At 58.8% G+C, this 24,093-nt stretch carries 20 protein-coding genes, 1 other RNA gene and 1 pseudogene; 15 read left to right on the top strand and 7 right to left on the bottom strand.

The genetic code is table 11. The annotated features are described in order from the left end of the window. The first annotated feature begins 90 nt into the window (after window positions 1-90). The 5 genes from K419_RS0104655 to K419_RS0104635 all read left to right on the top strand — a co-directional run bounded on the left by K419_RS0104655 (window position 91) and on the right by K419_RS0104635 (window position 6,153). Complete coding sequence (locus tag K419_RS0104655; protein WP_026840562.1) at window positions 91-2,082, top strand: methyl-accepting chemotaxis protein; 1,992 nt, start codon at window positions 91-93, stop codon at window positions 2,080-2,082. Window positions 2,083-2,425: 343 nt separating this feature from the next. Then, on the top strand, window positions 2,426-3,229 hold the full coding sequence (panB, locus tag K419_RS0104650) for a 3-methyl-2-oxobutanoate hydroxymethyltransferase (RefSeq protein WP_026840561.1): 804 nt from the start codon (window positions 2,426-2,428) through the stop codon (window positions 3,227-3,229). Then, window positions 3,226-4,065: a pantoate--beta-alanine ligase gene (gene panC / locus K419_RS0104645; RefSeq protein ID WP_026840560.1), complete on the top strand. Its 840-nt coding sequence runs from the start codon at window positions 3,226-3,228 to the stop codon at window positions 4,063-4,065. The genes panB and panC overlap by 4 nt, the downstream gene beginning before the upstream one ends. 5 nt (window positions 4,066-4,070) lie before the next feature. Then, the gene (panD, locus tag K419_RS0104640) at window positions 4,071-4,475 is read left to right on the top strand and encodes an aspartate 1-decarboxylase (protein WP_012531443.1); all 405 of its coding nucleotides are present in this window, start codon (window positions 4,071-4,073) and stop codon (window positions 4,473-4,475) included. A gap of 433 nt (window positions 4,476-4,908) precedes the next feature. After that, window positions 4,909-6,153 carry an amidohydrolase family protein gene (locus K419_RS0104635; protein ID WP_026840559.1) on the top strand — a complete coding sequence of 415 codons (1,245 nt, stop codon included), beginning with the start codon at window positions 4,909-4,911 and terminating at the stop codon, window positions 6,151-6,153. 158 nt (window positions 6,154-6,311) lie between these two features. On the opposite strand, the gene K419_RS0104630 is transcribed toward K419_RS0104635, so the two are convergent. From K419_RS0104630 to smpB, 7 genes are all read right to left on the bottom strand, one after another. Then, window positions 6,312-6,926 (bottom strand): TetR/AcrR family transcriptional regulator, encoded by a 615-nt coding sequence (locus tag K419_RS0104630; RefSeq protein ID WP_026840558.1) that lies wholly within the window; start codon window positions 6,924-6,926, stop codon window positions 6,312-6,314. Between the two features lie 486 nt (window positions 6,927-7,412). Next, window positions 7,413-7,862: a universal stress protein gene (locus K419_RS0104625; RefSeq protein WP_026840557.1), complete on the bottom strand. Its 450-nt coding sequence runs from the start codon at window positions 7,860-7,862 to the stop codon at window positions 7,413-7,415. A gap of 78 nt (window positions 7,863-7,940) precedes the next feature. Continuing rightward, on the bottom strand, window positions 7,941-9,494 hold the full coding sequence (locus K419_RS0104620; RefSeq protein ID WP_026840556.1) for a DHA2 family efflux MFS transporter permease subunit: 1,554 nt from the start codon (window positions 9,492-9,494) through the stop codon (window positions 7,941-7,943). Between the two features lie 15 nt (window positions 9,495-9,509). Continuing rightward, entirely contained in the window at window positions 9,510-10,643 is a 1,134-nt protein-coding gene (locus K419_RS0104615; protein WP_026840555.1) for an HlyD family secretion protein, read from the bottom strand. A gap of 18 nt (window positions 10,644-10,661) precedes the next feature. Beyond that, a complete protein-coding gene (locus K419_RS0104610; protein ID WP_026840554.1) occupies window positions 10,662-12,116 on the bottom strand; it encodes an efflux transporter outer membrane subunit in 1,455 nt (484 codons plus the stop codon). A 451-nt stretch (window positions 12,117-12,567) separates the two neighbouring features. Further along, window positions 12,568-12,919, bottom strand: a transfer-messenger RNA (tmRNA) gene (gene ssrA / locus K419_RS23015). Window positions 12,920-13,012: 93 nt separating this feature from the next. Further along, window positions 13,013-13,486 carry an SsrA-binding protein SmpB gene (gene smpB, locus K419_RS0104605; RefSeq protein ID WP_026840553.1) on the bottom strand — a complete coding sequence of 158 codons (474 nt, stop codon included), beginning with the start codon at window positions 13,484-13,486 and terminating at the stop codon, window positions 13,013-13,015. Window positions 13,487-14,081: 595 nt separating this feature from the next. Here smpB and K419_RS0104595 point away from each other — a divergent pair. The 10 genes and pseudogenes from K419_RS0104595 to K419_RS0104550 all read left to right on the top strand — a co-directional run. After that, window positions 14,082-15,743 (top strand): phospholipid carrier-dependent glycosyltransferase, encoded by a 1,662-nt coding sequence (locus K419_RS0104595; RefSeq protein WP_026840552.1) that lies wholly within the window; start codon window positions 14,082-14,084, stop codon window positions 15,741-15,743. Window positions 15,744-15,804: 61 nt separating this feature from the next. After that, the gene (locus K419_RS21585) at window positions 15,805-16,845 is read left to right on the top strand and encodes a bifunctional UDP-4-keto-pentose/UDP-xylose synthase (protein ID WP_051292870.1); all 1,041 of its coding nucleotides are present in this window, start codon (window positions 15,805-15,807) and stop codon (window positions 16,843-16,845) included. 15 nt (window positions 16,846-16,860) lie between these two features. Continuing rightward, entirely contained in the window at window positions 16,861-18,024 is a 1,164-nt protein-coding gene (locus K419_RS0104585) for a DegT/DnrJ/EryC1/StrS family aminotransferase (RefSeq protein ID WP_026840551.1), read from the top strand. Next, the gene (locus tag K419_RS0104580; RefSeq protein WP_026840550.1) at window positions 18,021-18,959 is read left to right on the top strand and encodes a glycosyltransferase; all 939 of its coding nucleotides are present in this window, start codon (window positions 18,021-18,023) and stop codon (window positions 18,957-18,959) included. The genes K419_RS0104585 and K419_RS0104580 overlap by 4 nt, the downstream gene beginning before the upstream one ends. Continuing rightward, on the top strand, window positions 18,949-19,860 hold the full coding sequence (locus K419_RS0104575; RefSeq protein WP_026840549.1) for a formyltransferase: 912 nt from the start codon (window positions 18,949-18,951) through the stop codon (window positions 19,858-19,860). Before K419_RS0104580 ends, K419_RS0104575 begins: the two co-directional genes overlap by 11 nt. Before the next feature lie 24 nt (window positions 19,861-19,884). Next, window positions 19,885-20,796 carry a polysaccharide deacetylase family protein gene (locus K419_RS0104570; RefSeq protein WP_026840548.1) on the top strand — a complete coding sequence of 304 codons (912 nt, stop codon included), beginning with the start codon at window positions 19,885-19,887 and terminating at the stop codon, window positions 20,794-20,796. Window positions 20,797-20,892: 96 nt separating this feature from the next. Then, entirely contained in the window at window positions 20,893-21,495 is a 603-nt protein-coding gene (locus K419_RS0104565; protein ID WP_026840547.1) for a phosphatase PAP2 family protein, read from the top strand. A 675-nt stretch (window positions 21,496-22,170) separates the two neighbouring features. Further along, window positions 22,171-22,614: a DUF2442 domain-containing protein gene (locus K419_RS0104560; protein WP_026840546.1), complete on the top strand. Its 444-nt coding sequence runs from the start codon at window positions 22,171-22,173 to the stop codon at window positions 22,612-22,614. Window positions 22,615-23,061: 447 nt separating this feature from the next. Next, a complete protein-coding gene (locus K419_RS0104555; RefSeq protein WP_026840545.1) occupies window positions 23,062-23,496 on the top strand; it encodes a hypothetical protein in 435 nt (144 codons plus the stop codon). Between the two features lie 269 nt (window positions 23,497-23,765). Further along, window positions 23,766-24,093, top strand: a pseudogene (locus K419_RS0104550) (transposase); the annotation flags it as partial.

The following is a 24,093-nucleotide window of genomic DNA, read 5'->3' as shown; positions in this document are numbered from 1 at the left end:
TGCACTAGACTGCGGAACCTGGAGCAGACCGTGAAAAATCCCGCCGGGGGCCTTTCGGGCGTCTAACGGGAGCAAAGAGGTGCCCTGAACATGAAGAATCCTATCGCCGGAGCCAACAGAAGTGTGATCTATGCGCTCATCGGCTTTTTCCTTGGCATATCGGCACCGCTTGGCTGGATAGTGCTGCGCTTGCTGCTTTTCGCCGACCCAAACGTCCCCATGGCCTCCCAGGCACTCGCCGAGATGAGGCAAAGCGCGCAAGGAATGGCGCTCTATATCTACATGGGAGGGGGCACCGCCTGTGTTCTCGCCGTGTTCGGCTATTTCATCGGCCGCGCCATTGACGAGCTGCACCAAAAGGGGGAGAGGCTCGACATCCTGGTGCAGGAAGTCGACGCCCAGAAGAAACTCTTCGAGAACCGGTACAAGGTGCTGGACAACAACATAAAGAACTTCCACAAGATCGGCAGCCGGATTCAGAAGGCGGTGCGCAAGGACGACGTGCTCGCGCTCTGCGTGGAGGGGCTGCACGAGGTGCTGGGGTACGAGCGGGTCAACGTCCTCATGGCGGACCCGGAGCGAAAGCATCTCTATTTCGCCGTTACCGCGGGGAACGAAGCGCCGGTCGGCGCCGAGGTGACTATCCCTCTGGATGGACGCTCCGGCGTCATCTACAAGAGCTTCCAGGACCAGCAGGTCTACTTCATCGAGAACATCACCGATTATCCGGCTGATTTCATGCTGCAGCCGCCTTTCAACGGCATCGAGCCGCTGCGCTCCACCACCTTCATCCTCTGCCCCATCATCCTGAAAGGCGAGACCATCGGCGTCTTCGGCCTCGACAACAAGAAGAGCCACCGGGCACTGAACGACACCGACGTCGACACCATCCGGCTCTTCGCGGATCAGGCGGCTGCCGCGCTGATGCGGATCAGCCTGCTGCAGTCCATAGACCGCCTTACCCTCGAACTCGGCAAAACCTTCTCCGAGACCCTGATGAAGAGGGACAGTTATTCCTCCACCCTGTACCGCCTGAAAAACGCCGCCGACTCCCTGGCCAACGGCGCCCTGAAGATCGACGCCGCCGCGCACGGCATGATGGAGTCGGTCGACAGCGCCAGCGTCTCCGCCGCCGAGATCTCCGTCGCCACCGACCAGATCACCCACAACATGGACGCCCTCTCCGATTCGGTGTACAAGTCGGTTTCCGCGATGGAGCAGATCACCACCACGCTGAGGCAGGTGGAAAAAAGCACCGGGCATTCGCATAATCTCTCCAGTCGCGTCAAGGAGCATGCCGAGCAGGGGACGCAAATCGTGCGGGAGACGGTGGATGCGCTGGCGGAAATCCAGAGCTCCGTGGATCTTTCCTACCAGGGGATCAAGAGGCTCAGCGCCAACAGCGGCAGGATCGAAGGGTTTGTCAGCGTCATCAACGACATCACCAAGCGTACCAACCTCCTGGCGCTCAACGCCTCCATCATCGCGGCGCAGGCGGGCGAATACGGCAAGAGCTTCGGCGTCGTCGCCGACGAGATCAGGAACCTCTCCCTGCAGACGGGGCTCTCCACCGGCGAGATCACCGGCATCATCGAGGAGATCATGACCGAGTCCAGGGTCGCCGCTGACAACGTCACCGCCACCAAGGAACTGGTGAAGAAAGGGGTGAAACTCGGCCAGCAGACAGGCGTCTCCCTGGCCAGCATCCTGGACAGTTCCCAGAAGGCGCTCGATATGACCCAGGAGATCAAGCTCGCCACCGAGGAGCAGGCGACCTCGGTGCAACTGGTGAGCCGTTCCATCGAGGACGTGAGCTCTATGACCATGCAGATCTTCAAGGCTTCCAAGGAACAGGCGCAGGCGACCAAGACAGTGGCGCGGGCACTTGAGGACGTGAAAGAGATGAGCCACAGCGTCGTGTCGTCCGTCGGCAGGCAGACCGCCGACAGCAACGAGATCAAGGGCGCCGTTGATTCAGTCACCCGAATGGCCGATGCCATCTTCGACGGGATCGAGCAGCGCCAGGATGAAAGCGGCGGCGTGGTGAATGAGCTCGAACAGATCCGGGCGAGCGCGGAGTAGTATCCGGGGCAGAAAAAACTGGACATTTATATATCCCTGTGTTAATTCACTAACGGTGTTTGGCCCGCTATAGTCAAGTGGAGCCGCAACGGACACCGGAAAAAGATACATACCGCCTGGATTTCGCAAGGAACCGGTACGGGAAGCGATAGCTTGGAAAGCGTCTTGCGCGAGTTTTGCGTGCATCCCGCTATTTGACAGCGTCTTCCTACCCGAAGGCGTTTTTTTTTGCCCGTAAATCGGGTGCCCGTATTGTGGTGATACCTTGTTTTGAAGCCGTGTATACCATTTTCTTACCCGTAGCCGAAACGGGGGCGGGGAGACCCGCGGGAGCAGCGTCTAGATGCAGAAGCCGAGAACCATCCTCGATTTTCAAAGGATGAAAGCCGAAGGTGAGAAGATAGCGGTCCTGACCTCCTATGACTTCCCCATGACCGGAATCATGGACGCCTGCGGCATCGACATGATCCTCGTGGGGGATTCGGTGGGGGTCGTGGTGGCAGGGTACGACAACACGCTTCCCGTCACCATGGAGGACATGATCTACCACACCCGCGCGGTGATGCGGGCGCGCCCCAAGGCGTTCGTGGTGGCGGACCTCCCCTTCCTCTCCTACCAGACCGACCTGAAAAGCGCGAGGCTGAACGCCGGCCTCCTGGTGAAAGATGGCGGCGCTGCCGCAGTCAAGATCGAAGGGGGCGTCAACGTGGAGGAAACCATAACCGCCATAACCGACATGGACATCCCGGTTGTGGGGCACATCGGCCTTACCCCGCAGTCGCTGCACCGCATGGGCGGCTTCAAGGTGCAGGGAAAGGGGGAGGAGCAGGCCGAGAAACTGATGGCGGACGCCCTCGCCGTCGAGCGTGCCGGAGCCTTCGCCGTGGTGCTGGAAGGTATCCCCATGTCGCTGGCAGCTAGAATTACCGCGGAGCTCTCCATCCCGACCATCGGGATCGGCGCGGGCCCCCACTGCGACGGACAGGTGCTGGTGATCCATGACATCCTGGGCCTTTGCAGCAAGTACTCCCCGAAATTCGTCAAGCGCTACGCCGAACTCGCCCCATTGATCGGCGAGGCGTGCTCCAACTACATAGCCGAGGTAAAAGGCGGCATCTTCCCGGAAGAGAGGCACGGTTTCAAATGATAGTCATCCATTCGGTCGCGCAGATGCAGCAGTACGCACGGGATAAGCGGGGCGAGATCGCCCTGGTTCCCACCATGGGTTACCTGCACGAGGGGCATGCCTCCCTCATGGTGGAAGCGCGCAAGCGCGCGAAGTACGTGGTGGCGAGCATCTTCGTCAACCCCACCCAGTTCGGCGTCAACGAGGACCTGGACAGCTACCCGCGCGATCTCGAACACGACAAGGAAATAGCCGAGAAGGCCGGCGTCGACGTCATCTTCGCCCCGACCGCCGCCGACATGTACCCCGAGGGGTACCAGAGCTACCTGAACGTCGAGGAAATTACCGCGCACCTTTGCGGCGCAAGCAGGCCTGGCCATTTCCGCGGCGTCACCACGGTGGTCGCCAAGCTGTTCAACATCGTCGCCCCCAAGGTGGCCCTTTTCGGCAAAAAGGACTTCCAGCAGCTCGCCGTCATCAGGCGCATGGTGCGCGACTTCAACTTCGACATCGAGATCGTGGGGATGCCGATCGTACGGGAGGCGGACGGTCTCGCCATGAGCTCCAGGAACACCAAGCTCTCCCCAGTGGAAAGGGAACAGGCCCTCTGCCTCTCCCGTTCCATAGCCGCGGCCAAGGCGGCTTTCAAAGGAGGGGAACGGAGCGTGGCGGCGCTGCAAAAGGTAGCCGCAGCCATGATAGAGGGTGAGAAGTCGCCGCAGATCGATTACCTGGAGTTCCGGGATCAGGACAGCCTGCTCCCGTTGGAAAAAGCGGATGAGAGGACGCTCCTCGCGCTTGCCGTGCGGGTGGGCTCGGTTCGATTGATTGATAACAGCATACTAGGGGAGGATTAGAAGATATGGACAGGAAGATGCTGAAGAGCAAGATCCACAGGGCAACCGTCACCGGGGCGGATCTTCATTACGAGGGGAGCATCACCATCGACCTCGACCTCATGGAAGCAGCCGACATCATCCCGTACGAGGCGGTCTGCATCTGGGACGTCACCAACGGAAGCCGTTTCGAGACCTACGCCATCGAGGGCGAGCGCGGTTCCGGCGTCATCTGCATCAACGGCGCCGCAGCAAGGCTCGTGGCCCCGCAGGACCTGGTGATCATCGCCAGCTTCGTCAACATGGAGAACGCCGAGGCCATAGCGCACGAGCCGAAGCTGGTCTTCGTGGACGACAAAAACCGCATGCTCGAAAGCCGCAAGGAAGTAGCCGGCCAGGCCACCCTGAAGAGCGTGCACTGGAAGAACTAGGCATTTCCCGGTCTCCCGCAGCAAAAGACAGGGACGCTGATAGAATCTGTCTGTCTCTTTAGCGGAGACTCTCCCGGTTCCGTCGGCGTCCCAATTTTTTTTCAAAGGGGGACTTGTTGCAGGAGCCTTTCTGCTGAGAGGAGAAGAAGCCGTCCATCCCCTCGCCCTCTGGGAGAGTGGCAAGGGGTGAGGGGCTCCAGCTTGGGAACCCAATGCGGTGCAAAGCTCCAGCTTTGCATGTGGAAGAAGTTGGAGCTTCGGCAGGCCTAGCGTTCCCAAGGTGGACCTTGGGGACGAGATGAAAACGCTCCTCGAAAATTCCGGGATCACTAGTCCCCCCCTCCCGCAAGGGTAGGGGAAAGAAGAGAAAGGGGGCGGGGGATTTACAGGTTCCGCTGTCAAAGTTTTTGGGGGTAGTTCCTTGGGTTCGAAGATGAAAATATACGCCGCGTCATATCTGCTTCCCATCTCCTCTCCCCCCATCGCCGGCGGTGCCGTCGCGGTGGAGAACGGGGTGATAGCCGCCGTCGGAACGCTGCCCGAGGTCTCCGCCGCCTGCGGCGCGCCGGTCACCGACCTGCCGGGTTGCGTCATCATGCCCGGGATGGTCAACGCCCACACGCACCTGGAACTGACCCATTTCCCCGCCTGGAAGCTGCGCAAGGACCTCGACTATCTCCCCAAGCGTTACGTGGAATGGATCCAGCAGGTGGTGAAGATCAAGCGCGCCCTTTTGCCCGGCGAGACCGAGCACTCGGTGCGGGAGGGGATGCGCCTTTGCCTCGAATCCGGCACCACCTCCGTCGGCGACATCCTCTCCGACTTTTCCTTGGCCCCCCTCTACCGCGACGCGCAGCTTGCCGGAAGGGTGTTCCTCGAGGCGATAGGGCACGACCCCGTAATGGGCGAAAACCTGCTGCGGCGGATCGAGACCACGCTCGACACCTTCGCGGGGAGCCTTTTGCCTGCCATCTCTCCGCACACCCCCCACACCGTGTCGCCGCAGCTTTTGCGGGCCTTGCACGCTCTGGCCGTGAACCGTGCCATACCGAAGGCAATCCACCTTTCGGAAACCGCGGACGAAGCCTCCTTCATGCATGACACCACCGGGGAGATCGCCGAGCTCATCTATCCCATGGCGCACTGGGAAGAGTACCTGCCGCACCCGATGTACACCACTTCCACCCGTTTTCTTTGCGAGCTTGGCGTACTCGACCGCTCCACCCTTGCCGTCCATGCCGTGCACGTCATCGTGGACGACGTGAGACTGTTGAAGGAAAAGGGTTGCAGCGTGGTCCTTTGCCCTCGCAGCAACGACCGGCTCTTCGTCGGCTGCGCCCCGCACAAGCTCTTGAAGAGCTCCGGAGTTCCGCTCGCCCTTGGGACCGACTCCCTGGCGAGCAACGACTCCCTTTCTCTTTGGGACGAGGTGCGCTACCTGCAGCAGCAGGCACAAGGCGTCTTCAGCGCCGAAGAACTCATCGCCATGGCGACCATCGGGGGAGCCCGGGCCTTGCAGATAGAGGCGAGCGCCGGTTCCTTGGAGCCAGGCAAGCGCGCCGATTTCCAGGTTCTTTCCTGCGGCAGTGTCAGCGAAACTACCGTCCACGCCGCCCTTTTGTCCAAGGGGCGCCTGGAGCAGGTCTACGTGGCAGGGGAAAAGTACCCAAAGCCTTAGCCGTATCTGCACAAAGTACTGCTCATCACGAAAAAAAAGCCCCCGATCTCTCGGAGGCTTTTGCGTTTAGTATGGCAATACGGCAGCATGAAACCGAATCCGGTGCGCAAGTCGCGCGGATCGCCTTTAAGGCGCCCTGATCTAGATCCCGATGTGGATCACTTTCCCCCCCCGAAGCCATAGGCTGCCATGAAAACATCTATGGCGCGATCAGCGATCAGCTTTATTTCTTCTTCGCTGACTTCTCCCAACAGTTGAAAAAGAAATCGGTCGATCAGTTCGGCTTCCAAAAGGCTGTAGAGATGCTTTGTCGCCACGACCGGGTCGGCCTGCCGGAGTTTGCCAAGCCCCATCGCCTCCCTTAGGAAATCCGAAACTAATTTCTGGCCGCGCTGGACCCCGCGCTCATATACCACCCGGCCCAGTTGGGTGTGGCCCGAGGCAGAGATCGCCAAGTGCCTGTTGGCACGGACGCGCGGCGAGTAAAGAATGCCCAGCAGGCGTTCCCCGAAGTTGCGCAACGAACTGGCGATGTCTTCGGTAGATGGATCTACGGCGGAATAAACGGCCTCGAATTCGGCTTCGGTAGACCGGTTCATTACCTCAAAAAACAACTCTTCTTTGGAAGAGAAATAGTTGTAAAGGGTTGCCTTCGAGCCTCCCACCCGGGCACATATCTCCGACATCGTGGTCCGCTCGAGCCCCAGTTCCTGGAATGCCTGCGCCGCGACGGAGAGGATATGCTGCCGTTTCGTGTCCGATTTTCTTGCCATGTTCTTGTAGGTTCTCCTTAACTCTCCGGATGAGAGCAGTCGGCTCGATGGGTAAAAGGCAGGGGCCCGAGTCGCCGGGATTGTAACACAGTCGTTAATGGGCTGGCTAAATTTTTCCCGGAGTGAGTCGAGCACTTGTCAGGCAGGTACCACGCCGGGGCGGTTGCCTCTTTGCACCATATCATTTGTTGCGTGGCAGAAAACAGATCGCCGCTATCATGGCCCAACAAACGATTACTCCAAATACGATGATTTTTGAAAACATATGGATGGTCAATGCCGGAATATAAGATGGATGAAATTTACAGGATCATCTTGTGACGGTTCACCTACCAGGATGACGTAAAAGACGAATAAGACGATAACTGCAATCGCGCTGTATAAAAATAATCTAGACGTTTCCATATCCGCACCTCAAACCGGTGGTTCCGCCGGGGTTCATGCCCCGCGACATGCCTCAGCCCCAGCAGTGCAAAACGATAGCGATCAATTGGAGCGGTGCACCAGCACCGGAATTGAGGTGTGCGTGAGTACCTTCTGGGTTTCGCTGCCTAGCAGCAAGCCACTGACTCCGCGTCGCCCATGGGATGCCATGAAAATCAAATCGCACTGGTTATGAATCGCGGCTTCGATGATTGCTTCATACGGCTCTTCGCTTACAAGTAGCGTCTTGCCGCATTGGACGCCGGCTTCCTCGGCAAACTTCTCAGCTGCATCGAGAATTTCATTGGCGGCGCCCACCATGTTCGCCCGATAGGTGGCAAAGGTATGGGCGTCGAAGATGGCGCCGATGCCGTAGTACATCTTGGGAGCAGGCTGCACCGCGCAGAAAAAGGTTATGCGGGCGCCGGCCTCCTTGGCGAAAGATATGGCGCGGCTGACGGCCTCCTGAGACAGGGGAGAACCGTCGGTGGGAACAAGCAGGTGTCTGAACATCGAAATCCTCCTGTCGGTGATCGCCCGGCAAGAGCCAAGGCGTCATGGAAAAAAACATCAAGCTTCAAGCTTCAATGGTCAGTGCCCGCCAGCCGAGGGGTCCACGACGCGGGTGGGCCTTGGCGCGAGCCAGATGACAGAGGCTGCTACTAAGAAAGCTATGCCGATAGCCCACATCAGCTGGTTCGTTGCCAGCATGACACTTTGGCCCGTGACCATGTAGTCGATGACCTGATTCACCGCATCAGGTGGTGCAGCCGAGTTTTCCAACATCGCTCTCACGCTTTGGTCAGCGTCGGTAAGCCCCACCAGTTCGGCATGGTTGCGAGTGATCTGGTTGGCCCACGCGGTAGTCACGCACGATGTGGCAAAGGCGCCGGAGAGTGTGCGCAGGAAGTTCATCAGGCCGGCAGCGGAGTCCATTTCATGCTCTTCAACGCTGGCGAGCGCCAATCCTGTGGTGGGAATGAAGAAGAAGGGGAGGCCGAACCCCAAAAAAACCAGCGGCACTGCTATGTTCCAGAAGGTCATGTCGGTATTGGCCACGGTGCGCCAGAGGGTATCGACCCCCAGCCAGATGACGCCGCCAAAAACGAGTTTCCTGGCGTCGACCTTGGTGGTCAACTGTGCGACCAGCGGGGCGACGAAGAAGGCGGCAAGCCCGGTACCTGCGGTAGCGAGGCCCGCTTGCGTGGCGGTGTACCCCATGAAATTCTGCAGCCAGAGCGGCGTCAACACGCTAACCGCGAAGAAGGCCGCGAAGGCGAGGCTTATGGTCAGCACGCAGGCGGTAAATCCACGATGGCGGAAGACCTTGAGGTCGACCACCGGATGCTCCTCGTGGAGTTCCCAGATGATGAAGGCAGCAAAGGCGATGGCCGCTATGATGGCCAGGGTGACGATCTTGTCGGAGGCAAACCAGTCGAGGTCTTTTCCTTCATCCAGCATGAGCTGCAGCGACGCGACCCAGACGATGAGCAGGGTCAGCCCGACGCGGTCGATGGGGTTGCGCAGCAAGGGCTCACTGTATCGTTTCAACAATTGCCAGGCGAAGAAACCTCCCGCGAAGGCAATGGGGAGGTTGATGAAGAAAATCCACGACCAGCTGAACTCGTCGCAGAAATAACCGCCGAGAATGGGGCCCAGCACGGGCGCTATGAGTGTCGTCATCGACCACAACCCGATCGCGGCAGCTGTTTTTTCCTTGGGGAAGATACGCATCAGCAAGGTTTGCGACAACGGCATCAACGGTCCGCCGGAGAAGCCCTGGAAGATGCGGGCGACAACCAGCAACCCAAGCGAGTTGGCCAGCCCCGATACCGCGGAAAATACGCCAAAAAAAACCATCGCCCAGACGAAAACCCGCACGGCTCCATAACGGGCAGACAGCCATCCAGTTAACGGTACGGTGATAGCTTCGCCGACGGCGTAGGAGGTAATGACCCAGGTTCCCTGGCTCACCGTCGCCCCCAGGCTTCCGGCGATGTTCGGCACCGCGACGTTGGCAATGGTCATGTTGAGAACTGCGATGAAGTTGGCCGCAGCAAGGATGATCGCTGCCAGCCAGAGCATGCCGCCGGAAAGCGGAGCATCGCTGTGAGCGCCAGTTCCGGATAGTGAGGCTTCAGTCATATTGGCTGTCTCCGCTTAGTTCTTGCCGCGAGTATCTATTTCCGCACTCATGGAGAGACCGACCTTGAGCGGGTTCTTCTGCAGTTCAGCCGGGTCTAGCTTGACGCGTACCGGCAGGCGCTGCACGACCTTGATCCAGTTGCCTGTGGCGTTTTGTGCCGGTATGGCTGAGAAAGCCGATCCCGACCCGCCCGAAAAGCCCTCGACGGTGCCGTGATAGACCACCGACTTCCCATAGATGTCCGCGCGGAGCGTTACCGGCTGGCCGACACGGACCTTCTTGAGCTGCACTTCCTTGAAGTTCGCATCGACATGCATTTGCTGGACGGGAACGATAGCCAACAACGGCATGCCGGCCGGTACGCGCTGGCCTACCTGTACCTGGCGTTTGGCGACGATGCCATCGACCGGCGCCCGCATCACGGTCCGTTCCAGATCGACTGCCGCTTGGTCACGCCGGGCGCGAGCCAGCGCGACTTCAGGGTTGGTATCCACGGTCGTGCCGGCAATGAGCACGGCGTTTGCCTCGCGGGAACTGATCGCGGTGTTGCTGTTCGCCTTGGCTTGGGCAATGGCTGCATGAGTCGCGTCCATGTTGGCTTTGGCGGCGGCATAGGCATTCTGGGCGCGGGTAAGTTCATCACCCGATACCGAGCCGGATGCCGACAACTTTTCGCGGCGTTTGAGGTCGATCTGCGCCCGCTCGAAATCCGCTTCAGCCGATCGCAACTGGGCGTCTGCACGTTTCAGATCGGCGTCCCTGGCCGCAATCTGGGCGTTGAGGCTGCTGTCGTTGGCGAGGAATCCCTTAACACGCCTGGTCGCCCGGCCGAGGTCTGCTTCAGCCTGTGCGAGAGCAAGCCTCGCGTCGGTCTGGTCTATCCTGACGAGAACGTCCCCTTTCTTTACCGCCTGGGTGTCGGTGACCAGCACCTCGCTGATGGTTCCGCCGACCGATGGTGTCACCTGGGCAACCTCGACTGCGGCATAGGCATTGTCGGTAGCGACAAAGTGGGAGCCGTACAAAAGCCCGTAGGCCGACGCGCTTACGGCTGAGATGGCAACGACTGCCGCGAGGGTGATGAGCAATTTCTTGCGGCGATTGGTTTTGCTTACGTCGGTAGGAATCGTTTTGGTAGTCTCAGGCATCTTCGCATCCTTTTCTTTCTAGATATGGTTGTAGTGGTAGCCGCCGCCGAGGGCGCGCTGCAGCGTGACGTCCAGTATCAGTGCCCTCGATTCGAGACTGGTGAGGGCACGCTGGGTGTTCAGCAGGATGTCCTCCGCGTACAAGACTTCGATGAAGTTGGCGAGCCCTCCCTCGTAGCGATTGCGCGCGACCCGGTGCGCCTCGGACGCTTCCGTGACAGCCTCCTTACCTTTCCCCAGTTGTCCTGCCAGTGCCTTTATACTGAGCGCGGTGTTGGCGACGTCTTCCAGGGCGTGAGTCACCGCAGCGTTGTAATTGGCGACCATCTCGTCGTAGGCCGCCGATCTTTCGCGAAGCTCGCCTTGCAGGCGGCCGGCGGTGAAGATGGGGAGCGAAACGGCCGGCCCGATCCCCCCGATATCCGATCCCCCCCTGGTCAGCATGTCGAGCCCCAGCGACTGTACCCCAATGAAGGCGACGAGGTTCACGTCGGGATAGAACTCCGCCTTCTTCTGGTCGATACGGTGCCTCTGCGCTTCGACCATGAGTCGCGCCATGATCACTTCGGGGCGCCGCCCCAGCAGTTTCACCGCAAGTTCCGCAGGCAACCCGAAACTCCCGCTCAGATTGACCGTCGGGCGCTTTATGGTAAGCGCACGGTCCGGCCCCGCCCCTGCCAGCGAGGCCAAGCGGTTGCAGGTCAGGCCGATCTGCTCGTCAATGGAGAGTAGTTCGCTCTGGGCTCCGGCCAGTCTGGCTTTCGCCTCACTGACGCTACCCAGGGTTTCCATGCCGTTGGCAAAGCGCTCCGCGAAAAGCTGGACCGTCTTGCTGCGGATATCCACCGTGCGGACGGCAGTGTCGCGCAAAGCATAAAGCCTCGCTAGTTCCGAATAGTTCATGGCAATGGCTGCCGCGATGTTCAACCGTACCAGCGCTGCCTCGGCTCGACTCGCCTCCAACTGGGAGGTAGCCGCCGCCAGCCCAGCGCGGTTTTTGCCCCAAAAATCGAGCTCCCAATTCAGGTTGATGCTGGCTACTCCGTAATCCTGCCAACCGTCGGGTGTCGCTGAACGCGGTGTCAGGTAGTTGTAGCTCAACTTCTGCTCCGTAACCGCAGCGGTCGCATTTACTTGCGGCATAAGTGCGGATCTGGACACCTTGAGATAGGCTTCGGCTCGGCGCAAACGTGCTGCCGCCGCAGCCAAATCAGGCGCATCGCGCAGGGCCTCGTCCACCAGCGCGACAAGCTGCGCGTCGCCATATGACTCCCACCAACGCTCCTTAGGCCAGTTAGTGAGAGGCGCGGTAAAAGAGGCTGCAGTATGATAATCAGTCGCGGTTTTCATCCGGCTGAGAGGGCCGGTTTCAGGAAGGATGGCGCAACCACCAAGACCGGCCAACAAGAGCGAAGCGAGTGTGACAAGGAACAGCTTTGGAGGTGAAGAGGACGGCAGGAATTGAAGGTTCATCTATAAGCTCTCCCACTTTCATGATTGCAAACTGTACTGTACGGTACACATTTAAAAAAGCGATGTCAAGCTTCGAAATTCCCCAGGGGATAAGTGATCTTGCGGCTGGGAATTAGGTCCCAGTGGGCATCGCAGGTTATTCAGCAACGGGACGAATCTATTTTCTGAAGGGGGGGGCAATGGAAAGGGCGCTGGATAGCTGCCGCCGGAAGTGTTATCAAGTGGGTATTGCCGAGGGTCGAAGGGCGGGTATTTTCACATAAAGCGTTTGTTCCTGAAGGCCAGGCCGGAGCCTTGACGAAGCTATTTTTTTCCTGAAAGGGAAGTGTCCGCCTTCGCAAAACGTCCACCTTCGTTACACTTCGGTGAACTGCTTCGGTGGACAACCTTCGCCAAAAAACAAAGGCTTCGATCGACTCCTGGCGGAGCCAACCGAAGCCTTGGCGAAGGTTGGTGGAGGTGGCGGGAATCGAACCCGCGTCCGAAAGTCGTACACAAAAGGCGTCTACATGCTTATACCTGTTTTTAATTTAACCTCTCAGAACTCCACAGGCCGGGATTACTGATCGGCGATTCCGCTTGATTTCGCCGCAGGGCCACGGACTCTCCCTGAAACTATCCCACTGAATGACGTTCTATCCTCCCCCGTGGGAGAAGGCAGGTAGAACGTTAGCAGGTTATTAAGCTGCTAAAGCGTAATCGTAATTGTCGGCGCTTAAATGCGTCCCGGATTGTTTAACGAGCCACCCGGACCTCGGCATGCAACCTTTGCTTATTACCCCCGTCGAAACCTTTACACCCCCTTAAAATCTAAAAACGTTCAGCGTTCTACGTTCGTCTGCTTTTGTCGCCTTGCGTTCCACATCTCGCTACGGCTCCAGTCTGCTCTCCGGCCGTCAATCCCTGTCTCTAGCACCTCTGTTTCTGTCTTTCAGCCCCTGGGCTATGTCACGCTTCATGTCTTTTTCTTTCATGACTTCACGCTTGTCGTAGTTCTTCTTGCCTTTGGCTAACCCCAACTCGGCTTTTACTTTGCCGTCTTTGAAGTAAACCCTCAAGGGTATCAGGGTGTACCCCTGCTCGCGTATCTTGGCAAAAAGCTTGACGATCTCTTTCTTGTGCAACAAAAGCTTCCTCATCCTGTCCGGATCGTGATTCTCCCGGTTCCCAAAGTCGTAGGGGTTGATGTGGAAGTTGTGCAGGAAGGCTTCGCCGTTCTTCACCATGGCGAAGGAGTCGTTCAGATTGGCCTTGCCGTTACGCAGGGACTTTACCTCTGTCCCCTGCAGCACCATCCCTGCCTCGTAACGCTCCTCGATGAAGTAATCGTGGAAGGCCTTCTTGTTGTTGCAGATCAGCTTCTCGCCCATGCGAAGTGATACTACCAGATCCCCCGGCAAAAAGACAGCGGTAAAGTATTCCTCTCTGCAGCGTTGCTGCCTGTAATTGCCGCCGAGGCGCCGGCGAGAGTAACCATATTTTGGCGCGCCGGCAAGCATAGCGCAGTTGAACTGGCCGAATATTTGGAGTCTCCGGGGTACGAAATTGGGGTCCTGCCTTTTTGGTCGGTGTCACAGTTGAGGAATGGGGACACAGGATCGAGTGGGGCGACCGCGAGATCGGTATTGACACGGACACCCTCTACCGAATAGGGAAGGAACAAACGGGGCTCGCTTATCCCGTAACCGAGTTCAATTCGTGGATGGAGCGAAACGGGCTCTCTCTGAGTGCTGCCGCAAAGACTATGGTTGATGACGATGGAGAACCTGAAATCCAGATGATCGTTCTCTATGCCTGGTGACGAAGGCCTCCTCTGACAGACGATGGGAAATAAAATGTAGTTAAATGACAGCAATGTAATGTGTGTGTCATTTCCATGCAATGCAGCATCCCCTATATTGGCCGCTGCACCCGGGGCTGTCGTATGCCGGCACTGCGAACTACTCGATCTCTGGAGTCACACCAATGCAGATTCCGCTGTACGACCGCATCCGGCCAGATGAATCGCGCCGACGCGATCTCCTGATACTGACCCTCGTATTTGGGCTGCTCTTTCTTCAGTTTCTGGGCCACTTCCCGCTCATCGACCCCGACGAAACCCGCTACGCAGAGATCCCCCGCGAGATGCTGGAACGCGGCGACCTGATCACTCCGCTGCTCAACTACGTCAAATATTTCGAAAAGCCGGTGCTTCTATACTGGTTGAACGCTCTATCCTTCTCCATGTTCGGCATCGGCGAATTTTCTGCCCGACTCGCCTGCGCGTTGAGCGGCCTCGGCACGGTGCTGTTCAGCTACCACCTGGGGCGCGAACTCTTCGGGCGCCGCATCGGCCTGCTGAGCGCCATGGTCCTCGGATGCTGCACTGGCTTCCTCATCCAGAGCCGGATGAACATCACCGACATCCCGCTCACCTTCACCATGACGGCGGCGCTTGGGAGCTACATACTGGCCGCCCGGGACGCCGAGCAGCCCAGAGCCGGCTACTATTACCTTTTTTACCTCTTCGCCGCCCTGGCGGTCCTCGCCAAAGGGCTCATCGGCATGGTCCTTCCCGGCGCGGTGATCTTCTGGCATATCGTGCTCACACGCCGCTGGCGGATCCTGAAAGAGATGCGCCTGGTCACCGGGCTGATCCTGTTTTTCGCGGTCGCGGCCCCCTGGTTCGTGCTGGTGTGCCGGGACAACCCGGAGTTCTTCCAGTTCTTCTTCATTCACGAGCATTTCGAGCGCTTCCTGACCACGGTGCACCACCGTTACCAGCCGTTTTGGTACTTCATACCCATCCTCTTCGGCTTCATGATCCCTTGGTCCTTCTTCATCCCGGCGGCGTTGCGCGGCTTCTGGCGCGAGCGCACCCTCCCCGGCGGAGAGGCGCGCCTATACCTCGCGCTGTGGGCGATCATCATCTTTGTGTTTTTTTCGAAGTCGAACTCGAAGCTGCCGGCCTACATCCTGCCGGTCTACCCGGCCCTCGCCATACTCATCGGCGCGCTGTTCGACAAGGCCTTGAACGGGGAGTTCCGTCCGCTGCGCCGCCCCGCGCTCGCCTTCGGTTGCGTCCTCATCCTTTTGGGCTGCGGCGCCGTCTTGTACCCTTTGGCGGCGCACAGGCCACTCGTGACTCCCGTCGGGGGGGGCGTCATCGGTGCCATATTCCTCGCGCAGGGGATCGTCGCCCTCGCAGCGGCCAGGCGCCGGGACCCGCGCCTGCTCTTCGGCGGCCTGGTTCTTGGCTCGATCCTCCTCTTCCTGGCCGTGCCCCAATTCGTCTTCCCGCTCTTCTCGGAGCGCAAGTCGTACCGTGAGCCGGGCGAAATAGTCAAACGGCTCGCCGGCCCGGACGCGGTGCTCGTGAGCCAGGGGCTGCGTCAGGGGCTCTCCTTCTACGCGGGGCGGCGCGTAGCGATCTTCGACGGTGCCGGCGAGATCGAATTCGGCAGCAAGATAGGCGACCAGTCCGCCTGGTTTTTGGAGCGCCCAGGGTTCCTCGCGCTCTGGAACGGGCCCAAGCCGGTGTACGCCATGATTCTGCGGGAAACCCTGGGGGAACTTAAAGTCGGCTCCGCCATTCCGCCGCGCGTCCTGTGGCAGAGTTCCAAACACTACCTTGTCACCAACAGATAAACATTCTTGCTCCGGCTCGCTTTCCGCAGCCGAAGCGTTATCAGCAGCAAAGGAGAAACAAGTGAAAGTATTAATTCTCGGAGTTAACGGCTTCATCGGCAACGCCCTCACCCACCGCATCCTGACCACCACTGACTGGGAGGTCTACGGCCTCGACATGGCCAGCGATAAGCTGGAGCGTTCCATCGGCAATCCCCGCTTTCACTTCCTGGAAGGCGACATCACCATCAACAAGGAATGGATCGAGTACAACATCAAGAAATGCGACGTGGTGCTGCCGCTGGTTGCCATCGCCACCCCCATCACCTACGTCAAGGACCCGCTGCGCGTCTTCGAACTCGACTTCGAGGAGAACCTCAAGATCATTCGCCTCTGCGCCAAGTACAACAAGCGGATCATCTTCCCCTCCACCTCGGAGGTCTACGGGATGAGCCCCGATCGCGAGTTCGACGAGGAGAACTCGCCGCTCATGCTGGGCCCGATCAACAAGGAGCGCTGGATCTACTCCTGCGCCAAGCAGATGCTGGACCGGGTCATTTATGCCTACGGCGCCCATGAGGGGCTGCGCTACACCCTGTTCCGCCCCTTCAACTGGATCGGCCCGAAGCTGGACTCGATCAGCACCGCGAAGGAGGGGAGTTCCCGCGTCCTGACCCAGTTCCTCTACAACATCCTGGCCGGCGAACCGATCCAGCTCGTGGACGGCGGAGAGCAGCGCCGCTCCTTCACCTTTCTCGAGGACGGTATTGACTGCCTGATGCGGATCATAGAGAATCGTGACGGCTGCGCCGATTCCGGGATCTTCAATATCGGCAACCCCGACAACGACCTGTCGGTAAAGGAACTTGCCCATAAGCTTGTCGCCATGGTACAGCAGTACCCCGAATACCGGGAGAAGGCGCAGGCCTGCCCCATCATCGAGGTCAGCTCCGCGCAATACTACGGAAAGGGGTACCAGGACATGCTGAACAGGGTCCCTTCCGTGAAAAACGCCAAGGCACGACTGGGGTGGGAGCCGCGCACCACTGTGGATGACGCGTTGAAAGAGACCCTCGACTTCTACCTGATCGAGAAGCGGGAAACCATCCAGCACCTTTTGTAAATTACCGGAGGCCACGTGCGCAGCGAATTTTTACCCTTTTCCACCCCGACCATCGAGGATGCCGAAATCAACGAGGTGGTCGATTCACTCAAATCGGGCTGGATCACCACCGGACCGAAGGTAAAGCGCTTCGAGGAGGAGTTCCGCGCCTACGTCGGCGCCCCGTTCGCGGTGTCCCTCTCCTCGGCCACCGCCGGGCTGCACCTGACCCTTTTGGCCTTGAAGTTCCGGGAAGGGGACGAGGTGATCACCACCCCGATGACCTTCGCCTCCACGGTGAGCATCTGCGTTCTCTGTGGCCTTAAGCCGGTCCTCGTCGATATCGAGCCGGGGACCCTTAACATAGACGCCGGGAAGATCCGAGAGAAGATCACCCCGCGCACCAGGGCCATCATCCCGGTGCACTTCGCGGGGCAGTCCTGCGACATGGACCCGATCTTCGAGCTGGCCCGCGAGTTCAACCTTACCGTCATCGAAGACGCGGCACACGCCGCCGGCACCGAGTACAGGGGGCGCAAAATCGGTTCCCTGGACAGCATCTCCATCTTCTCCTTCCATCCCAACAAGAACATCACCACAGGCGAGGGGGGGATGGTCTGCACCGCGGATGAAGCGATTGCCGAAGAGGTGTCGCTTTTGAAGTTCCACGGCATGAGCCGCGAGGCGTGGAAGCGCTTCGCGGTGAGCGGGACGCCGGGCTACGACATCGTGCTCCCCGGCTTTAAGTACAACATGATGGACATCCAGGCGGCCCTGGGGATCCACCAGCTCCCCAAGCTGGATGGCTTCATCGACCGGCGCACCGAGATCGCCCATTTCTACAACCGCGAGTTGGCGGACGTGGCGGAACTAAGCCTCCCCGCCTACGCCCCCTACAGCCAGCGCCACGCCTGGCACCTCTATACGCCGCTGGTTAGAATCGAACGGCTCTCCATCGACCGGGACGGCTTCATGGCGCAGTTGAAGGAACTCAACATCGGCACGGGACTGCACTACAAGGCGGTGCACCGGCACGCCTGGTACCAGGCCAACCTGCCGCAGCCGGAAAACTCGCTCCCAAACGCCGACTACGCCTCCGACCGCATCCTGTCGCTGCCGCTTTTCCCGAAAATGACGCAAGAAGACGCGCGCGACGTAGTCGAAGCTGTAAAGAGCGTGATCGCAAGGAACCGCAAATGACCCCCTACCTATCCATCGTCGTTCCCGTCTACAACGAGGAAGGGAACCTGGACAACCTGATGGGCCGCCTCTACCCCGTGCTGCGCGGGATGGGGCATCCCTTTGAAATCATCTTCACCGACGATGGGAGCCGCGACCGCTCGCTGGAAATCCTGAAACGCCTGGCCGGAGAATACCCTGAAGTGCGGGTGATCGAGTTCAACGGCAACTTCGGCCAGCACATGGCCATCATGGCCGCCTTCGAGATCAGCCGAGGCGAGATCGTGATCACCCTGGACGCGGACCTGCAGAACCCGCCCGAGGAGATACCCAAGCTGGTAGCCGAGATGGAGCTTGGACACGACGTGGTGGGGTCCATCCGGCAAAACCGGCAGGACTCGTTCTTCCGCAAGAGCGCTTCGCGCCTGGTCAACATAACCACGCGGAAAATGACCGGCATGAGAATGACCGACTACGGTTGCATGCTGCGCGCCTACCACCGCAACGTGGTGGACAACATCAACCGCTGCTGCGAGGCAAGCACCTTCATCCCGGCCCTCGCCCAGACCTTCGCGTCGAGCCCAAGCGAGGTCGAGGTGGCGCACGCGGAGCGCAGCGAGGGAGAGAGCAAATACTCGCTCTACAAGCTGGTCCGCCTGAACTTCGACCTGATGACCGGCTTTTCCGTGGTGCCGCTGCAACTCTTCGCCCTTACCGGCATCGTCACCGCGCTCGGTGCCGTTGCCTTCGCCCTGTTTCTGATGGCGAGACGCTTTGTGGTCGGCGCCGAGGTGGAAGGGATCTTCACCCTGTTCGCCATCCTGTTCTTCTTCATCGGCGTCACCATATTCGGGATCGGGATCGTGGGGGAGTACGTGGGGAGGATCTACCAGGAGGTGCGGCGCAGGCCGCGCTACGTGGTGCGCAGGGTACACGGAGGAAGCGATGAAGGATAAGGTCGTAGTTTGCGCCTACCACAACGTGGGCTACCGCTGCCTGGAGGAACTCATCCACCAGGGGGCCGACATCCGCCTCGTCTTCAGTCACGAGGACTCGGCGAGCGAGGAGATCTGGTTCCGCTCGGTACGCGAGCTGGCCGCCCGCCACGGCATCCCCTGCGTGACAGGCAACGTGAACGATGCCGAAAACCGCGAGAGGATTGCCGAACTTGCCCCGGATTTCCTCCTGTCTTTCTACTACCGCAACATGATTTCGCCCGAGGTGCTGTCCCTGGCGAGACGCGGCGCCCTCAACCTGCACGGCTCCTACCTCCCGCGGTACCGCGGACGCGTCCCGGTCAACTGGGCGGTGATCAACGGCGAAACAAGCACCGGGGCAACCCTGCACTACATGGTGGAGAAACCGGATGCCGGCGAGATCGTCGACCAGGAAGCGGTGGAAATCGCCTTCGAGGACACGGCGTTCGACGTCTTCAACAAGGTGACCGACGCCGCCGTGACCGTGCTGCGCCGCGCCTGGCCGCAACTGGTCGCCGGAACCGCACCGCGCATCCCGATGGACCTCAAGGCCGGCAACTACTGCGGCGGCCGCAAACCAGAGGACGGCCGCATCGACTGGAGCCTGAGCGCGCGCCGGATCTACGATTTGGTGCGCGGCGTCACCCACCCCTACCCGGGCGCCTTCACAACCCTTGCCGGACGAAAGCTGCTAGTATGGCAGGCCTTTCCTGTCGAGGGAGCGGGAGAGCCGGGACGCGTGGTCTCCACCTGCCCGCTGCTAGTCGGCACAGGGGAGGGGCTTCTGGAGATCCGAAGCCTGCAGCTTGAAGGGGATACGGAACTCTCAGCTTCCGCTTTCGTGGAAAAGACCTCCTGCAACGGCGAACTCCTCGCCTGATCCCAGCCACCAAACGGAGCCCTCATGCCTCAACAGCAAAGTCCGACCCTCGCCTTCAAGGTCGACGTAGACACCTTCTGCGGAACCCGTGACGGCATTCCCAACCTGCTGCGGATTTTCGAAGAATTCGGGGTGCGCGCCACCTTCTATTTCTCCCTAGGCCCCGACAACTCGGGAAAGGCCGTGCGCCGTCTGCTGCACAAGGGGTTCCTCGCCAAGATGCTGCGGACCAAGGCTCCCGCTATGTACGGGCTGAAGACCATGCTCTACGGCACCCTGCTTCCAGCGCCGCTCATCGGAGCAAACCTGGTGGGGGTTATCGCGAGCGTGAAGGATGCGGGGCACGAGACGGGGATCCACTGCTGGGACCACGTCCATTGGCACGACCACCTGCGGCAGCTTTCCCGCGAGGAGGTGGCCGCTGAGCTCGGACGCGCCAGTTCCGCGTTCCAGGAGATCTTCGGCTGCCGCGCGGCGACAAGTGCCGCCCCCGGCTGGACCGTAACCTCGACATCCTTCGAGGCCCAGGACGCGCTCGGCTTTACCTACTGTAGCGACACAAGGGGAGAGTTCCCGTTCTATCCCGTCTTTTCCGGCAAGCGTTTCAAGACCCTGCAAGTCCCCTCCACCTGGCCCACGATGGACGAGTTGATCGGTGAAAACGGCGTCACCGCCGCCACCGTCAACGATATCTACCTGAAGCGTCTGAAGCCCGGGCTGAACGTGCACACCATTCACGCGGAACTGGAGGGGAATGCCCTTCTCGCCACCTTCCGAGAACTTCTCGTTGGGTTGTCCGCGAGCGGGGTGCGCTTTGTCACCCTTAGCCAGGCAGCCACCGAGTATGGCGCCGACGCCCCTGCCTGCGCGGTAGAGATGGGTCCTATCGCCGGCAGGGCCATGCCGGTCGCCTTGCAAGGGCCCACTCCTTGGTGAGGTCTTTTTTAGGGATAGGTTGTACGCACTGATTCATCATTAGAGATGGCTCCTCTAGGGGAAATCTTCACGCAAAAGAGCTGATGGGGTAGATTCATGGACCAACTCGAGATGTTGAATCGCATGCTTTTCCTTAAGATCAACGCCACGCAGGACACAGCTGCTTGGGCAATAGGTGGGGCAAAAGTGATTGCTGACGACCTTGTCTACGCCATCCCGGCTTTGCTGTCCATCTATTGGCTGTGGGGCTGCAAGGCTAAACGTTCATTGGGACTTCAGGCGTGCTTTACTGCCCTGCTGGGTTTGGGAATTAACCAGTTAGTCGGCCTAGCATGGCAACATCCACGCCCCTTCATGATTGGCCTGGGTCACACTTGGATACCGCATGTGGCGGATTCTTCATTCCCCAGTGATCACATGACAGTATTTATGTGCATCGGCATTAGTTTACTGTTTGGCGACGAGGTGATGGGGGGAGTGTTTATGCTGGCTACCGGCTTCGCCGTAGCTTGGTCTCGCATATTTTTGGGAGTTCATATGCCCCTCGATATGCTCGGCTCGATCAGTGTCGCATGCCATTCCTATGCTCTAATGTCTGTAATATGGTGGCGTATAGGTAATACCGTGACCACGTTCATAGAAATGCTGTACCGAATAATCATGGCTTTGCCAATCGCGAGAGGGGTTATTCGAAACTAAATTCAACACAAGTATTGATGTCAGGAAAACAGCCTATCTATTATTTTCCTATTCAGCCTAAATCTGCAGCCACCCAGACGCTCTCGCCTGCGCGGTAGAGATGGGTCCTATCGCCGGCAGGGCCACGCCGGTAGCGCTGCAGGCGTCCGCTCTTTAGACCGCCCGAGGTTTTTTTCGGATACAAATCGCACCTACTACCCCGATCCATCGCTTTTCCATCTCATCAACGACCTCGCCGGGGGAAACCCGCTTAGGCTACGGTGCCGGTTCACGAGTAATATCTTAAGTCCGGCTCGGGGCTAGCGTTCAGGAACAAACACTTTATGTGAAGGTTCTGGTTCACTGCCCACCTGTGCCTGTCTTCGCAGTGCTGGTGACAGAAGTGGGGACTGAAGCTGGAGATTTGACATGGGGAATAATATTCCCTATACTGCGACTGCATGACCCGTCTCCATCACAACCGAAACTGGAAGATAGAAGTTTTCGGCCGCGAACATGGCGTTCCGCATTTCCATCTGCGCTGGCCGGAAGGACGGGCATCGATATCCATCGATACCCTTGCGGTTCTGGTCGGAGCCCCGCCGGCGGGCATCCTGGCCGAAGCGTTGGCTTAGGCTAGGGAGAATAGAGAGCGGATCTGGAGCGAGTGGCAAAAGTTGAATAGAGGATGACGTTATGACTCAACAGATGATCAAATCGGTTGCCGCCGAGGCGCCGTCGAGAGTAACGATATTTTGGCGCTCCGGCAAGCATACCGCAGTAGACCTTGCCGAATATTTCGACTCCCCGGGGTACGAAAAACTTAGGGTACCGGCCTTTTTTGTCAGTGTCACAGTTGAGGAATGGGGACACGGCATCGAGTGGGGCGACGGCGAGATCGGCATCGACGCGGACACCCTGTACCGATTGGGGAAGGAACAAACGGGGCTCGCTTATCCCGTGACGGATTTTAACTTGTGGATGGAGCGAAACGGGCTCTCCCTGAGTGCTGCCGCCAAGGCGCTAGGCATCACCCGTCGTACGATCACGTACTACCACGGGGGATACAAGCCGATTCCGGTTTACATCAAATTGGCCTGTATCGGGTGGGAAACCCTCCGACTGCAGAATGCAGCCTGAAAACGATGTGGGCCTTCCGTGTCCACCGAAGCTGCTTGTGAAGCAAGCGATTAGCGAAGGTGGAAGGTGGACGCCACCGAATCAGCAAAAACTGGAACCGGCCGGAGCCTTTGTCGCATCGAAGTCCACCGAAGTTGCTTGCGGTAGCAAGCGTTTAACGAAGGTGGATCCCCACCCCTTCAACCTTTCCCCCCGCCATCCCGCCCTATCGCAAGCACCCGTCAAGCACCAAGAGTTTTTCTGAGACATAATTGGTTGCTCGTGGATTATAAATCTGATAGTTTCCCATTCAGTTAAAGCCTTCTGTTTAAAGCAGGTAAAGAAGATGAGTTAGATGCTACCGGACAAGTTGCTCTGACAGATAGCGGCACCCAAAAAAGAGCGCAGAGAGAGTCGGAAAAGGTGGGCTGCATGGGCTGTGCTTATGCGCCTCAGAGGTACTGGTAAATGCGAAAGCTTTGGCTGTTTCTGTTGACGATCTTTTGCAGCGGTTGCGCGACGTACAGTGACGTGAACAGTGAACGGTTGAAGTCGCTGCCGTACCGTTATTCGCAGTTCGACATGGCCTTGGCCTGGGAGATCAAACAGGCGGGGATGGAGACGGTTGTCGAGGGTGTGGCAAAAAATCTCCGATACGCCTACATGGAAGGGATCGAGATCTGGGTCACAGCAATAGATGCCGCGGGCAAAACAAGAGCACGGAACGTATGCTTCGTCATCCCGCACCAAGTCAAACAAGATGGGATCTTTCCCTTCGACGTAAAACTTCCGATTCCATTGGAACCAGGCATGGTGCTGAAGTTCACCTACAAGTACAACGGTTCGGACGGAGGTGACGGAGGCGTGAACTGGATGCAGAGTTTCGAATGGGCTGTGCCGTAGTTGTAAATGAGCAAGAAGCAAGAGTTGACCCACAAGGCTCACGATGCTCGCTAGAACCGGGTCACACGCTGACCGTAGTGAAGAGAGCATTAGAGACATGATCATTACTGCAGACCCAATAGATTCGTTGGATAAGCACTAAGGAGACTCCTCATGCGCCGCCTTCTGCTGTTGCTGTTCTCGCTTCTTCAAATGTGTGCCTGTGATGCTGCCCCGTTCTTGTGAACAGTCCGAAAAGCTGCTACAACCAGCGCAGCAGGAGGACTGTCATGCAACAGAAGAAGAGGAAGACCTACCCCAGAGAGTTCAAGATTGAAACGGTCAAGCTAGCGACCGAGGGGGACGCGAAGGTCCCCGAGATTGCACGTGATCTGGGAATCCATCCCAACACGCTGTACAACTGGATCAACGAGTTCTCTGCAAAGCCGGAGGCAGCCTTCCCCGGCAAAGGACACAGCTCCGAATCGGACGCTGAGACCATTCGCCAGCTCAAGCGCGAAAACGAGCGATTGAAGATGGAGCGTGAAATCCTAAAAAAAGCAATGGCCATCTTTTCCAAAGACCAAAGCTGATCTTCGCTTTTATCTGTCACTTGCA

The organism is Citrifermentans bremense R1 (assembly GCF_000426865.1).
GTDB classification, from domain to species: Bacteria; Desulfobacterota; Desulfuromonadia; order Geobacterales; family Geobacteraceae; genus Geomonas; species Geomonas bremensis.
This window is presented reverse-complemented; position numbering and strand designations above follow the sequence as displayed.

Excerpts from the sequence above, each read along its gene's own strand:
- K419_RS0104575 (WP_026840549.1), top strand. The coding sequence starts at position 18,949 with ATGAAGGATAAGGTCGTAGTTTGCGCCTACCACAACGTGGGCTACCGC.
- K419_RS0104570 (WP_026840548.1), top strand. The coding sequence starts at position 19,885 with ATGCCTCAACAGCAAAGTCCGACCCTCGCCTTCAAGGTCGACGTAGAC.
- K419_RS0104560 (WP_026840546.1), top strand. The coding sequence starts at position 22,171 with ATGACTCAACAGATGATCAAATCGGTTGCCGCCGAGGCGCCGTCGAGA.
- K419_RS0104580 (WP_026840550.1), top strand. The coding sequence starts at position 18,021 with ATGACCCCCTACCTATCCATCGTCGTTCCCGTCTACAACGAGGAAGGG.
- K419_RS0104620 (WP_026840556.1), bottom strand. The coding sequence starts at position 9,494 with ATGACTGAAGCCTCACTATCCGGAACTGGCGCTCACAGCGATGCTCCG.
- smpB (WP_026840553.1), bottom strand. The coding sequence starts at position 13,486 with ATGGGCGAGAAGCTGATCTGCAACAACAAGAAGGCCTTCCACGATTAC.
- K419_RS0104655 (WP_026840562.1), top strand. The coding sequence starts at position 91 with ATGAAGAATCCTATCGCCGGAGCCAACAGAAGTGTGATCTATGCGCTC.
- K419_RS0104565 (WP_026840547.1), top strand. The coding sequence starts at position 20,893 with ATGGACCAACTCGAGATGTTGAATCGCATGCTTTTCCTTAAGATCAAC.
- K419_RS0104625 (WP_026840557.1), bottom strand. The coding sequence starts at position 7,862 with ATGTTCAGACACCTGCTTGTTCCCACCGACGGTTCTCCCCTGTCTCAG.
- K419_RS0104615 (WP_026840555.1), bottom strand. The coding sequence starts at position 10,643 with ATGCCTGAGACTACCAAAACGATTCCTACCGACGTAAGCAAAACCAAT.
- K419_RS0104635 (WP_026840559.1), top strand. The coding sequence starts at position 4,909 with ATGAAAATATACGCCGCGTCATATCTGCTTCCCATCTCCTCTCCCCCC.
- K419_RS0104555 (WP_026840545.1), top strand. The coding sequence starts at position 23,062 with ATGCGAAAGCTTTGGCTGTTTCTGTTGACGATCTTTTGCAGCGGTTGC.
- panD (WP_012531443.1), top strand. The coding sequence starts at position 4,071 with ATGGACAGGAAGATGCTGAAGAGCAAGATCCACAGGGCAACCGTCACC.
- panB (WP_026840561.1), top strand. The coding sequence starts at position 2,426 with ATGCAGAAGCCGAGAACCATCCTCGATTTTCAAAGGATGAAAGCCGAA.
- K419_RS0104595 (WP_026840552.1), top strand. The coding sequence starts at position 14,082 with ATGCAGATTCCGCTGTACGACCGCATCCGGCCAGATGAATCGCGCCGA.
- panC (WP_026840560.1), top strand. The coding sequence starts at position 3,226 with ATGATAGTCATCCATTCGGTCGCGCAGATGCAGCAGTACGCACGGGAT.
- K419_RS0104610 (WP_026840554.1), bottom strand. The coding sequence starts at position 12,116 with ATGAACCTTCAATTCCTGCCGTCCTCTTCACCTCCAAAGCTGTTCCTT.
- K419_RS0104630 (WP_026840558.1), bottom strand. The coding sequence starts at position 6,926 with ATGGCAAGAAAATCGGACACGAAACGGCAGCATATCCTCTCCGTCGCG.